Source organism: Fictibacillus barbaricus (assembly GCF_014635025.1).
GTDB lineage: Bacteria > Bacillota > Bacilli > Bacillales > Fictibacillaceae > Fictibacillus > Fictibacillus barbaricus.
Genome location: NZ_BMCE01000008.1, coordinates 41663 through 54727, shown reverse-complemented (window position 1 = coordinate 54727; position 13065 = coordinate 41663). Strand labels below are relative to the sequence as shown.

Below are 13065 nucleotides of genomic sequence, written 5' to 3'. Positions count from 1 at the left end.
TTAAAACTGACGGAATTAATTCTTAATTCCTTACCTATTTCTTTTGTTCAGTTTTCAAAGAACTTTATCGCGTTGCTCTCTTAAAGCAGCGACAAAAACTATCTTACCACATATCTTCTTTCGAAGCAACAACTTTTTTTAAGAAAGTTTTTTGTGTGTTTTTGTCGATAAATATGTAAGAAAAGCAACAACGTTTATTACTATATCAGCGATAACGCCTACCGTCAACGCTTTTTTTTAGTTTTTATAAAAAAACCTCCTTTCACGATGGAAAAGAGGTTTTAAGCCTATTGAGAGTACTTTTCTAATAAGTCGTTTTTCGTCTTCCACACTTCTAGCGAAAGGTCTACAAAGTACTCTTGCGGGTTCAATCTTCTTAAGTGCTGCGGCCAGAATAATTGAAGCTGTTTCTGATGGTAGCGGCGGATCTCTTCAAGTTTAGGCAGCTCATAAACAAGTTTTCCTTCTATATAAATAGGTTGAAGCAGCTCTTCTGCTGTAAAGGAAGAAACAACCTTACTTTTATACGTGTGCACCGGATCGAAAAGTTTTAGATCCTTATTAGGAAGCACTTCATCATCCATAGCGATGTAATCTGCTTCTGCTTTGCCTTTGGCATTAATGATACGATACACCTTTTTGTAGCCAGGTGTTGTGATTTTCTCTACATTAGATGAAATCTTAATCGTAGGAACATATTCTCCACCCTCATATTTTGCTACTACTTTATATACACCGCCAAGTGCCGGCTGATCAGAAGCTGTAATGAGCTGAGTCCCAATTCCCCATGAAGTAATTTTAGCACCTTGCGCTTTTAAATCTGTAATGACATCATCATCTAAGTCATTACTTGCTACAATAACTACTTCTTTAAGGCCCGCTTCATCTAACATCTTACGAGCTTGAATGGATAAGTAAGCTAAATCCCCGCTATCTAACCTGATGCCTTTAAGGGATTTTCCTTCTTCCTTCATCTTTAATCCCACTTTTATCGCATTAGGCAATCCGCTTTTTAATGTATTGTACGTATCTACAAGGAAAATACTTTGATCAGGAAGTGCTTTCGCAAACCGTTCGAAAGCCTCTTCTTCTGTTTCATGATCCTGAACCCAAGCGTGAGCATGCGTTCCTTTTGTCGGAATCCCGAAAAGCTTCCCAGCACGCATGTTTGAAGTGGCATCAAAACCTGCAATATAGGCTGCACGCGCACCCCATATCGCTGCATCTGCTTCTTGAGCACGGCGTGTTCCGAATTCCATCAATTGATCATCTGGGGTAACATAACGAATTCGTGCTGCTTTTGTAGCAATCAGCGTCTGATAGTTCATAAAGTTAAGAAGCGCAGTCTCTAGCAAGTGCGCCTCAAACACACGCGACTTAATGCGGATAAGCGGTTCGTTAGGAAAAACAAGCGTCCCTTCTTTAACAGAGAATAGTTCTCCCGTAAATTTGAAGGTTTTCAGCTCGTCTAAAAAGGCTTCATCATATTGTTCTTCCTGTGTTCGTAAATAATCAATATCTTCTTCATTAAAATGAAGGTTTTCTAAATAGCGGATAATCCGTTCAAGTCCTGCAAATACCGCATACCCGCTCTTAAACGGATTTTTCCGGAAAAAGGCTTCAAACACTCGAATGTTATTGTGCGTTCCGTTTTTCCAATGGGCGTACATCATATTGATTTGGTATTTATCTGTATGTAATGCTAAATCTTCATAGCTCATGTAAGAATCACGCCTTTCTCTTGTTTCATTTTTCTCTAATTATTCGTTTGTTAAACATGAGAAATGCCCGAAGATGGGGTTGCCATCTCTAGTTGTTCGTACTTAATCCTGTTTCATAATACCCCATAAATTTAAGAATTGACTATATAGAATAGACATTTTTTACAAGTTAGTAAGGCGGTACCTGGTCCTTAGTACTAAAAAATATTACTGGATATATAAACTTAGGATTTCCCCCTGGCAATAAAAAGTAAGTATTGCCCCTAACGCCAAATACGGGCCAAAAGGTATTGCTGTTTTTCTAGTGAACTTCTTCATTAAGAGACCCGTAATTCCAACAATAAGTCCAAAAACTGATGCGATCATGAGTGTGTAAAATGCTCCCTGAAACCCAAGCACAAGCCCCAGCACGCCCATCAGTTTGATGTCACCGCCGCCGATGCCGCCTTTAGAGAGGATCGCTAACAATAATAAGAACAAAAATCCGATCAGACTTCCGGCTACAGCATCCACCCAGCCTCTATATTCAAAAAACACTTGAAGCACGAGAAACCATATAAAAAAAAGGATCGACACTTTATCTGAAATGATGAAGTATAACAGATCAGAAACTGCGATTATTGCACACAGTAAAACGAGTGAGCATGCCAGCAACAGCTCAACAGAGAAACCGTATTTTATGTAAGAGAAGGCATATAGAGCACCTGTAATGATCTCAACCATCGTATATAAAAGTGGAATCCGCTCCTGACACGTCCTGCATTTTCCACGAGCAGCAAGAAAGGACAGAATCGGAAACAGCTCATACCAATGAAGCTTTCGTTCGCAATGGTCACACTGTGAGCGTTCTAAGCCTAACACTTTCATTCCTTTTGGCAGCCGGTATCCAACTACACCGCCAAACGAGGCTAACACTGCTCCAACTATAAAGAACCAAACGCTCCATAATGCTTCCATTTCTCCACTTCTCCCTCTGCCTTCTTCTGCAACTATTATAATGAAGGAACGAAATTTTAGCACTTTTCTTCCTTTACGTTATCGACTGCTATCATCACTTCTTTTCCTCAAACCAATAAAAAAGGAATGCCCCATTTCGGACATTCCTTCTAATGATATTCTCTATTCTACTAAGAATACGAAGTAGCTGATAAAGACGATGAAGAGTACCCACATGATCGGGTGAACTTCTTTTACACGGCCTTTCACAGTCATTGTTAGTGGATACATAACAAATCCTAATGCGATACCAGTTGCGATGCTGTATGTGAGCGGCATTGCGATCAATGTTAAGAATGCTGGCACTGCGATTTCAAGACGGTCCCACTTAATTCTGCTTAATACAGAAACCATCAACACACCTACGATGATTAGTGCCGGCGCTGTTACGGATGGTGTTACAACTACAAGTAACGGCGAGAAGAATAGTGCTAACAAGAACAATCCACCTGTTACAACGGATGTGAATCCTGTACGACCGCCTGCTGCTACACCTGAAGCTGATTCGATGTAAGCTGTTGTAGAAGAAGTTCCTAGGATCGCACCAACTGCGATCGCTGATGAATCGGCAAGAAGTGCTTTACCTGCACGCGGCAGTTTGTTGTCTTTCATGATGCCTGCCTGTGAAGCTACAGCCATTAGCGTACCTGCTGTATCAAAGAAATCAACGATGAAGAAGGTCAGAACAACGATCATCATCTCAACTGTAAAGATTTGATCAAAGTGGCTGAATGCCTGTCCGAAAGTCGGTTCAAGGCTTGGAATCGCTCCAACGATTTGATCAGGCTTGTTGATCAGCCCAACAAACATACCAACAACGGCTGTGATCACCATTCCGTAGAAGATTCCTCCACGGATGTTTCGGATCATCATTAAGATCGTCACGATAAAACCGAAGATTGCTAACAGGGTAGTTCCTTTTGTCAGATCACCAAGAGAAACAAGTGTCGCTTCATTTGGAACAACGATTCCTGCATTCTTCAATCCGATAAATGCTATAAATAAACCGATACCAGATGCTGCAGCAAACTTAAGGTCTTCCGGGATTGCGTTGATGATTGTTTCACGAATCTTGAATAATGTAATAAAAATAAAGATAATACCAGACATTAATACTCCAGCTAGAGCTGTTTGCCAAGGGATATCCATAACTAAAACGACAGAGTATGCAAAGAATGCGTTAAGTCCCATACCAGGCGCCAGTGCAATCGGGTACTTTGCCACGATTCCCATGAACAGAGTTCCAAGTGCCGCCGCAAGAGCTGTCGCTGTGAAGACCGCACCTTTATCCATGCCAGCGTCACCAAGAACTGACGGATTTACGAATAAAATATAAGCCATCGCAAGGAAGGTTGTTAATCCTGCTGTTGCTTCTTTTTTATAGGATGTATTGAACTCCTTGAATCCAAAATACTTTTCCATCTTTCTTTTTCCCCCTATACTCGATCTACGTATAAAACGAAAAAGACCCAAAGGACTCGCCCTTGGGTCTGAATACGTAAGAGTTAAAGAAAACATGCTTTATACCTAAAAAAGCACAAGCAGTAGTTTCAATAATCCTTCGTAGTCAGACCATTTACGGCAGTCTGGTAGAAACTTTCGGGCCATATCCCCGAATTTATACGTAGGAAATACATTTAATATTGATTACTACTTGAGTATAGGTCGAACTTTGTCGTGCGTCAAGCATTTTCACGAATGATTTTATGTTATTTTACAATAATCGTTCGTGTTTTCGTTTTCAATCTACTCCCACTCGATCGTTGCAGGTGGTTTTGATGTAATATCATACACGACACGGTTGATGTGATCCACTTCGTTAACAATACGTGTAGAGATTTTCTCTAGAACGTCCCAAGGGATACGAGCCCAGTCAGATGTCATTCCATCTATAGAAGTAACCGCACGGATACCAATCGTGTAATCGTACGTACGGGCATCACCCATAACACCTACACTTCGGATATCAGGAAGCACAGTGAAATACTGCCACACTTCACGCTCTAATCCTGCTTTGGCAATCTCTTCACGAAGGATGAAGTCAGACTCACGAACGATCTCCAATTTCTCTTCTGTAATCGCACCAAGTACACGGATTCCTAGACCTGGTCCTGGGAAAGGCTGACGCCAAACGATGTGTTCTGGAATACCAAGCTCCGTACCAACTTGACGTACTTCGTCTTTAAACAGAGTGTTAAGAGGCTCGATCAGTTTAAACTGCATGTCTTCCGGAAGTCCTCCAACATTGTGGTGAGACTTGATCGTCTGAGCAGTTGCTGTACCACTTTCTACGATATCAGTATAAAGTGTTCCTTGTGCAAGGAACTCGATACCCTCAAGCTTAGATGCTTCTTCATCAAATACATAGATGAATTCATTCCCGATGATCTTACGCTTCTTCTCAGGATCAGAAACACCTTCAAGTTTGCTTAAGAACCGCTCTTTCGCATCTACTTTAATGATGTTGATATTGAATCCCTCGCTGAACGTCTTCATTACTTGGTCTGCTTCATCTTTACGAAGGAGGCCATGGTCTACGAAGATACATGTCAGCTGATCTCCGATTGCTTTATGAACAAGCACTGCAACAACAGAAGAGTCAACTCCACCAGACATCGCACAGATCACTTTTTTATCGCCAACAACGTCACGGATTTTCTGAACTTCGTCTTCGATCCAGTTTTCCATCGTCCAGTTGCCTTCACATTCACAAACAGACTTAACGAAGTTATCTAAGAACTCGATGCCGTATTCAGAATGACGAACTTCCGGGTGAAATTGAACCCCGTAAAGCTTGCGAGATACGTCACTCATCGCTGCGACAGGGCAAGAAAGGCTTGTTGCATCTGTAACAAAACCTTCTGGTGGTGCTACAACAAGGTCGCTGTGGCTCATCCATACCACTTGCTGGTTTGGCAGGTTCTCATAAAGTTTGTTTGTGTTTGTGATCGTAATTTCAGCTTTTCCGTATTCACGGTGGCTTGCACGTTCTACTTTACCGCCAAAGTGGTGGCTCATGAGCTGCATACCATAACAGATACCAAGCACAGGGATGCCTAGATCGAAAATAGCTTCATCACATGCTGGTGCTCCTTCTGCATAAACAGAATTTGGACCACCAGAGAAAATGATTCCCTTTGGATTCATCTTCTTTATCTCTTCCGCAGTTGTTGTATGCGGATGTAATTCACTGTATACTCCTAAATCACGGATACGACGTGCAATCAACTGATTGTATTGTCCACCGAAATCTAACACAACGATCATTTCGCTCATAACGTGCAAATCATTCGTTACGTTGTTCATGTACTCACCCCATCTATTAATGTCAGCTATAGTATCCGTCAGCTTGTCTTACTTTACACTATCAAAAAGAATAACTTGTTAACTTATTGTTAAACGACGTAGCAAATAAGTTTAGATAGATAGTATAAGTGCAACTAAGGCTGACTTAAACCTGCATGGCGTCAGCCAAGTTTTCTTTATAAACAAAAAGAATTCCACCCTTGTTTTCCACATAAAAAACAAAGGCAGAATTCCTTAAATGTAGCTATAAAGAACCCTGCCTTCATAGTCAGGTCATTTTCGGCAACCCGGTAGAGACTCTCGAACCTTATTATCGAGGATATACGAAGGAGAATAATATCTGACGCTATAATCTTAAGGACATTCTAACAATGCCTGTTATAGCGGTCAAGGGCGGATTCTTTTAATTAAATTTTCCCACAATTCACGATGGAAATCGTTCCACAAATCAGATTGTTTTTTCTGGCTGAATTGAACACCTTCATACGCTTTTGCCAAGATGTTCATGTCTTTCGTATCGAGTGCCCGATCTACATAAAGGGCGTATTCACGCAGCGTATAGGCTGGCTGTCTTTTGATTCCGTATACTTTTAGAAGCCACAATAACCGTTCAAAAGCTTCTTCAAAAGTGTCAGAGCCTTTTTTACGTTTATAGCGCCAAATCGTATACTGACGAAGCCACTTTTTGCGGAACAAAAAGGCTATTGCGGCAACGAATACAAGAAGCCCCAGCATGATCACTGATCCATTACCCACTGACTTTAGAATCGAACCAAAGCTTTTTTCTTCTTTTGATGAAGCAGCTGATCTCTCTTCATTTAAATCCTTCTCTGGTTTCTTAGGCTGTTTTGGTGCAGCCGCTGCTGGAGCAGAGCTTGTTTTATCTTCTTCAGGCTGAAACGGGTTATCGAACCCTCGTGTCGGCTCAAACGGCACCCACCCGATCCCTGAAAAATAGACTTCTACCCATGAGTGGGCGTTTGCATTTGTTACGGTATACTCCCGAAGTCCATCATCACCTAATGCTTCAAACGTTCCTGGTGTGAAGCCTTTCACCCAGCGTGCTGGGATTCCAATCGAACGCAGCATGACGACCATGGATGTTGAAAAGTTATCACAGTACCCTTTTTTCGTTTCAAACAGGAACTGATCAACGTAATCTTCATCATCTTTTGGCACCGCTACTTCGATCGTATTGTAGCCGTATCCATTTTTCCCAAAGAATTCTTCAATCGTTTTAACTTTGTCATAGATGGTCAGCTGATTGACTGTTTCTTTCTGAGCAAGATCTTTTACCCTTTCCGGGAGCGTTTCCGGCAATTGCAAAAAAGCATCTGTTATATACTGTGGATACTGGTTCGATGCTCCTTTAAGCTGCTCTTCTTTAAGGACAGGCAGCTGATAGTCCATCGTGTAGGTGGAAAGTTTCTCTTCTCGTCCACTTTGGAAGGTTGAGATCTTTCCGCTTACCCCATCCAGCTGATAATTTGCCTCTGAATCTGCCTCAATGTTTTTTAGCTTCCCAGGTATCATAAGGAATGAATATTCTTTTCCTTTTTCAGCTTCAATTCTTGCGGTGTGGTCTTTCATTTCAACTCCGTCTTCCCAAATTCGTGTGAAGTTTGTATCTCCAGACATATCATCGGCTTCAAGTGCTACCGCTTGGGTTGGGATCTTATTCTCCCATCCTTTTCCGGTGTAGAACTCTTTCGTCTCAATCCTCCAATAATGCCTGCCGTTGTCAAAGGTCTTAAAGATCGGCGTATAGTCAAATTGGAAAGGACCGCCAAGCTGGCTGTCGTTCTCACCATAGCCAATCTTCGCAATTCCCCGGCCGTTTCCTAATCCTTCTTCCTCACCTTTACCTGACATGTTCTGAATAAAAGGAACCGGATCTGGCCAGATCGGTGAGGCTTTTGGTGCCACATAACCTAGAGCTGAAGACAAGGCTATCACTCCAGAGAGAGGTGCCACCCACAGGATAGGAAACTTTCCTTTTAATAGGGAAAAACCTTGTGTTTCAATAATCTTCATCATTCTTAAAATACCGATCAAGATCAACCCGATAAACACGGTACGAATGATCGCAAACTTCGCATCATACACCGTGAACGTATCAAGAATAGAAACGTAGATAACCGTAATCAAGAAGAACAAAAAGATGCGGCGCGTTTGGATGAGCCAATAATGCATCAGATAACTCACAAGCCACAACAAGACGAAGAACAGCAAACTGCGAGTGAGTGAGGTCATCTCGTTCCAGTTTTGTTCAGAGAAAAGATTCAGATTGTATTGAATATCCTCAATGAAATAAGGAACCCATTTAAACGATAAAAAGACATCAAAAAAGTAAAGCGAATGAAGCGCATATAACAATGCTCCCAACTTCACCGGGAAGGAAATCCAGAACGGGAGCTGAAAATAGGTCACGATGAACAAAAACAAGGTGTACATTACAAAAATATGAATGTCATTCGTGGTCGTGATCTCTTTAAGAGGTCTTAGCCATTCCCACAATAGAAGGAATCCCAACCCGTAAAGAACAAGAACGTGCAGAGTTGATGTTTGTTGCTGCTGATTAGATTGAGGCATACATGCCACCTGCCTTCAGCGTTTCGTTAAAGTCAGACCCTATAATTGGTGTCACGGGTACACCAAATTGTCTAATCCTTGAAATGTAAGTAAGATCTTGGCTCTTAAGCTTTGAATCCATCGCCAAGTAAAAGAAAATGACGTTTGTCTGCTGTCTGGATGCTAAGAGTTCAAGGGTTTTCATCGTGTACTCAGAAAGGTTTGGCGATATGATAAGCGCGGTCTTTCCTTCCATATGACCTACCATGTATTCTTGTTTAAGCCGCTCTTCAAAGTGATCAGGTACATCCGCTTTTACTTTTGCGAGCTCGTGAAAGATCCGCCATTCCTGATCAACCCCAATGTTCATCGGTATCTCTTTCCCTTTTAACGGATGGTATCCAATAGAACCGCCTTTGGATATCGAAAAGTGAACAAGTGAGGCCGCTAATGATACACCACGTTCAAACAGCCAGTCGTTCTCACCGTAGCTTCTTTCACAATGATCGAGCACAATGACAAAATCATCGTTCCGCTGCTGTTCGAAAACTTTTGTCAGCAGTTTGTTTGATCTCGCACTCGCCTTCCAGTGCAGCCAGTTCATTCGGTCACCAGCCGCATAGTCTCTTACACTTACTGTTGATGTGTAATCTGTAAACGACCGCTTACCCACCTTCTTCATACCGGTCTGAAGCATCTTGCCAGTTTCCCATCGTTCGATATCCTGATATTGCGGATAGACAAAGATCTGATCTTTTACAGAAACGCTTGTACTTTTTAAAACAAAACCAAAAATATCACCTGTACTCACTTGAATCTGGTCAAACTTAAACAACCCGCGCGGTGCTGGATTTATGGTATACGAATACTGTAAATGTCGACGGAACAAAGGGAACATTAGGATACGGGATTGAATCTGGTGTGTGTTCCCTTCATATCGTGTTTCACGGAGCAGGACTTCTGGCAGTAAATCTTCCAATACGACGTAAAAGAGAGGAAAGTTGCTGCGCCGTTTGATGACGATCGTCACTTCCACTTCTTCTCCTGCCATCAGCTTGCTTTTTGAGATATATCGTTCAATCTTAAGCCTATGAATGGGATAGAACGCCATCGTAATAGAATATAGAACAATGGGAAGAACACTGTAAAATAGAAACCAGCTTACGAATCCTCCCTGAAACATGGCAAACGAAAACGTAACAAGCAGTAAGAAAATGATCCCTGAAAACCCAATCGGTGTTTTGTAACGTTCCCAAATTTTTTTGAGAAATGCTTTCATTACGCGTGCTGTTCCTTATGAATCGGGGCAGGAACACGTGCCAACAGATCTTTGATCACTTCTTGAGCAGTAACACCTTCAAAACGGGCTTCGGGCTTTAACAGCACACGGTGTACCAGGACAAACGGTGCTAAGTATTTCACATCATCAGGGATTACAAAATCGCGGTTCATTAGAAGGGCAAACGCCTGCGCCGCTTTTAATAAAGCGAGTGATCCACGCGGACTGACTCCTAGTGCAACCGATTTGTGGTTACGGGTGCGGTTGATAAGATCAACGATATATCGCTTAATCGAATCAGATACATAAATGTTTTTCACTGCGGTCTTGAGTTCAGAAATCTCTTCAGGAGAAATCGCTGGTTTTAATATATGGATGGGGTGTTCGTTGCCAATGATGTTTAAAACGTTAAACTCTTCTTCTGGTGTCGGGTAACCCATCGTAAGCTTCATTAAGAAACGATCAAGTTGAGCTTCAGGAAGCGGATAGGTTCCTTCGTACTCTATCGGGTTCTGTGTAGCCATAACCAGGAACGGATCCGGTAAGATGTGCGTCTGTCCATCAACAGTCATGCTCATTTCTTCCATGGATTCTAGAAGCGCGGACTGTGTTTTTGGAGAAGTACGGTTAATCTCATCCGCTAAAATAACGTTTCCGACTAATGGGCCAGGTCTAAATTCAAAGCTCATATCTTTTTGATTATATATAGAAACCCCCGTCATATCAGACGGCAATAGATCAGGTGTAAACTGTATACGGTTGAAAGTAAGGCCTAAAGATTTTGCGATGGAGCGCACCATCATCGTCTTCCCTACTCCTGGTACATCCTCAAGCAATACATGTCCCCCTGCTAATAATGAAACGAGCGTTAACTCAGTAACTTGCTTTTTACCTACCATAACTTTTTCTACGTTCGCGATAACTTCTCTAAGCTGAGGATGATATTCGAATGACTTTTCATTTCTAGCGCTCATGATTGACTCCCCTCTAACATTTCTGTCTCTCTATTAGATATATTTTTTCTTCCTTTAATAATTCGCATCAGTGAAGCTATATTCCTTGTTATTTTACAAAAAAAGAGAAAATTCGGGAAACGGATGCTTGGCTTCATTTTCAAGAGCACAGACTGCTATCAAGAAAAGTGGATTGATAATGACAAATGGCCCATGAACCTGCTCGTTTTAATGATTAAAATTAAAGTAATTTACACGATATTCCAAAAGGAGTGGTTCAACTGAAACGAAAACTGTTAGCGGTTACAATGTCTTCAGCTCTGCTTCTCACCTTAAGCTTCCCACCTCAAGACCCATCCATCGTACAAGCTTCCGAGACCAGTATGATCATGCCTGGTGCACATTCTGTAAAAGAAACGTATTTTAATGGAGAAAACGGATACTGGCTCACAACGAAGAACCCCTCACAATTTCAGCAAGCCACCCTGTTCGGTAATATGGGCCTCGCTCCCTACAACTGGGGTGATGCAGCATCAGGGACAGGCTGGCATCATATGTATAAACCCGCATCCGTAAAAGGAACTCAAATCAATGGAACCTTTGAAGATGCCCAATTTGTGATCCGTGTTCCGGATGATTGGAACGGAAAACTAGTCGTTTCTGGTATCCCAGCTACTCGGAATGAAACGTCTACTGATCTTCTATTCAGTGATTTTGTACTGGAAAAAGGCTATGCATTTGCCGCCATCGATAAAGGTACGCAAGGTGAAGTTGATCCAAGTGACCCGTTCGGTAAAGTGAAGAACGCTTTGGTTCAGGAGGATGACAGTGTGGCAGAATGGAACATGAGGTTCCGCCAGATCACGAAAGCTGCACAAGAATATTTAGTCAAACATCATAGCGACCAGTTGATCCGCCCGACAGATCGTTCGAATCCAGCAAGCGATCTAGTTACAGATCAGCACCAAGTGCCAACGTATGCGATGGGGATATCGAACGGGGGTTATGTGGTCCGATTTGCACTCGAAAACGATGATCCTAAAAAAACGGGAGAGCCGCATCTTTTTGATGGCGGTGTGGACTGGGAAGGCGTTCTATGGTCAGAAAAAGCTCCGAATTTGATAAGCTCGTTAACGACTGTTGTGAACAACGCAGAAGCAGCACTTTATGGAGAAGGCAAGGAACGCGAAAAAGCGGTCAAAGAAATGTACAAGGCTGGTCTGCCTAAAGGATCTGAAAAACTTTGGGCATATCATGACCAAGTGTATTGGTTTGTGAGCCTCAACATCTACCGTGACCACTTTGATCCTAAAGCACCCGGCAGAACGGATTGGCGTAACTACTTAAACTTTGTTAATGGTGTAAGAGAGCGTTCGTATGATCATATTTTCGAAGACTACCGCTATGTAACAAGGCCAAAAGAAGTGAAAGAGAATATTAAAGAGATCGCCAATACAGGTGATATTGACGTGCCGTTAATCTCTATTACAGGTTCTCTCGATTCTCTGATTTTCCCTGAGATTCATGCGGATGGTTATCAGAAACTCGTTAAAAAGGCTGGTAAAGAGGATTTACACCGGCTTTATACCGTGAAGAACGGCAACCACGTAGACAGCTTAGTGTGGAACGCATCAACTGATTCAGATAAAACGCTTCAGCCGCTGCTGCCTTATGCACATCAGGCGTTTGATCTTTTAGTGGACTGGGTGGAGAATGACAAAGCAGCGCCAGCTAGCAAGGATGTTGGACAGCCAAAGAATCCAATAAAAGTGATTGATTTACGAACTGGTGAAGAAAGAGATCCTCGAGAATAAAAATAAAAGGGTACTTGGCAAAATACAGCTTGCTAGGAACCCTTTTTTTCATGTATTCTATTTCCCCTTTTGTAATCGGATAAGTTTGAAGTTTTAAAAGATGTTTTGTCGAATAGTTACTCAGAATTTGTAGATATTTCTCGGGAAATTGTTGAATGTGTAAGGATATCGGTTACTAGAATGTATCGGGTATCGATATGTTTCACAAGACTTTTAGCTCTGTCGTCCAAATGGTACGTATCGCGTTACTATATATCGTTTCAATAAAGTAATTATGCCAAACACCATCTTTTAAAAAATTACATGCATATCGCTACACGATATACCTATAGAATCTAAAGCTTTGCCCCTTACTTCATCATCTGTTCCCTCAATATCGTATGACTTACCAAACCCGCTTTCTATGTCGCAGCTTATATCGCCCG

At 41.9% G+C, this 13065-nt stretch carries 8 protein-coding genes and 2 riboswitches; of the genes, 1 reads left to right on the top strand and 7 read right to left on the bottom strand.

What is annotated here, in order from left to right:
• Nucleotides 1-287 precede the first annotated feature (287 nt).
• The 7 genes from IEV52_RS21440 to IEV52_RS21410 all read right to left on the bottom strand — a co-directional run bounded on the left by IEV52_RS21440 (nucleotide 288) and on the right by IEV52_RS21410 (nucleotide 10847).
• Entirely contained in the window at nucleotides 288-1721 is a 1434-nt protein-coding gene (locus tag IEV52_RS21440) for a nicotinate phosphoribosyltransferase (RefSeq protein ID WP_188404597.1), read from the bottom strand.
• Nucleotides 1722-1928: 207 nt separating this feature from the next.
• Nucleotides 1929-2678: a prepilin peptidase gene (locus tag IEV52_RS21435; RefSeq protein WP_188404596.1), complete on the bottom strand. Its 750-nt coding sequence runs from the start codon at nucleotides 2676-2678 to the stop codon at nucleotides 1929-1931.
• 162 nt (nucleotides 2679-2840) lie between these two features.
• The gene (locus IEV52_RS21430) at nucleotides 2841-4139 is read right to left on the bottom strand and encodes an NCS2 family permease (RefSeq protein WP_188404595.1); all 1299 of its coding nucleotides are present in this window, start codon (nucleotides 4137-4139) and stop codon (nucleotides 2841-2843) included.
• A 122-nt stretch (nucleotides 4140-4261) separates the two neighbouring features.
• Nucleotides 4262-4363, bottom strand: a riboswitch (purine riboswitch).
• Nucleotides 4364-4463: 100 nt separating this feature from the next.
• The gene (gene guaA / locus IEV52_RS21425) at nucleotides 4464-6023 is read right to left on the bottom strand and encodes a glutamine-hydrolyzing GMP synthase (RefSeq protein WP_188404594.1); all 1560 of its coding nucleotides are present in this window, start codon (nucleotides 6021-6023) and stop codon (nucleotides 4464-4466) included.
• Between the two features lie 245 nt (nucleotides 6024-6268).
• Nucleotides 6269-6370, bottom strand: a riboswitch (purine riboswitch).
• Between the two features lie 40 nt (nucleotides 6371-6410).
• Nucleotides 6411-8615 (bottom strand): DUF4129 domain-containing transglutaminase family protein, encoded by a 2205-nt coding sequence (locus IEV52_RS21420; RefSeq protein ID WP_188404593.1) that lies wholly within the window; start codon nucleotides 8613-8615, stop codon nucleotides 6411-6413.
• Complete coding sequence (locus tag IEV52_RS21415; protein ID WP_188404592.1) at nucleotides 8602-9873, bottom strand: DUF58 domain-containing protein; 1272 nt, start codon at nucleotides 9871-9873, stop codon at nucleotides 8602-8604. The genes IEV52_RS21420 and IEV52_RS21415 overlap by 14 nt, the downstream gene beginning before the upstream one ends.
• Complete coding sequence (locus tag IEV52_RS21410) at nucleotides 9873-10847, bottom strand: AAA family ATPase (RefSeq protein ID WP_188404591.1); 975 nt, start codon at nucleotides 10845-10847, stop codon at nucleotides 9873-9875. Before IEV52_RS21410 ends, IEV52_RS21415 begins: the two co-directional genes overlap by 1 nt.
• Nucleotides 10848-11107: 260 nt before the next feature.
• Between IEV52_RS21410 and IEV52_RS21405 the strand changes: the two genes are divergently transcribed.
• Nucleotides 11108-12640: an alpha/beta hydrolase gene (locus IEV52_RS21405; RefSeq protein ID WP_188404599.1), complete on the top strand. Its 1533-nt coding sequence runs from the start codon at nucleotides 11108-11110 to the stop codon at nucleotides 12638-12640.
• The last annotated feature ends 425 nt before the right edge of the window (nucleotides 12641-13065 follow it).

What these genes read in the sequence shown, in the direction of transcription:
- IEV52_RS21415 (WP_188404592.1), bottom strand. Translation starts at nt 9,873, where the DNA reads ATGAAAGCATTTCTCAAAAAAATTTGGGAACGTTACAAAACACCGATT.
- IEV52_RS21435 (WP_188404596.1), bottom strand. Translation starts at nt 2,678, where the DNA reads ATGGAAGCATTATGGAGCGTTTGGTTCTTTATAGTTGGAGCAGTGTTA.
- IEV52_RS21420 (WP_188404593.1), bottom strand. Translation starts at nt 8,615, where the DNA reads ATGCCTCAATCTAATCAGCAGCAACAAACATCAACTCTGCACGTTCTT.
- IEV52_RS21430 (WP_188404595.1), bottom strand. Translation starts at nt 4,139, where the DNA reads ATGGAAAAGTATTTTGGATTCAAGGAGTTCAATACATCCTATAAAAAA.
- IEV52_RS21410 (WP_188404591.1), bottom strand. Translation starts at nt 10,847, where the DNA reads ATGAGCGCTAGAAATGAAAAGTCATTCGAATATCATCCTCAGCTTAGA.
- IEV52_RS21440 (WP_188404597.1), bottom strand. Translation starts at nt 1,721, where the DNA reads ATGAGCTATGAAGATTTAGCATTACATACAGATAAATACCAAATCAAT.
- guaA (WP_188404594.1), bottom strand. Translation starts at nt 6,023, where the DNA reads ATGAACAACGTAACGAATGATTTGCACGTTATGAGCGAAATGATCGTT.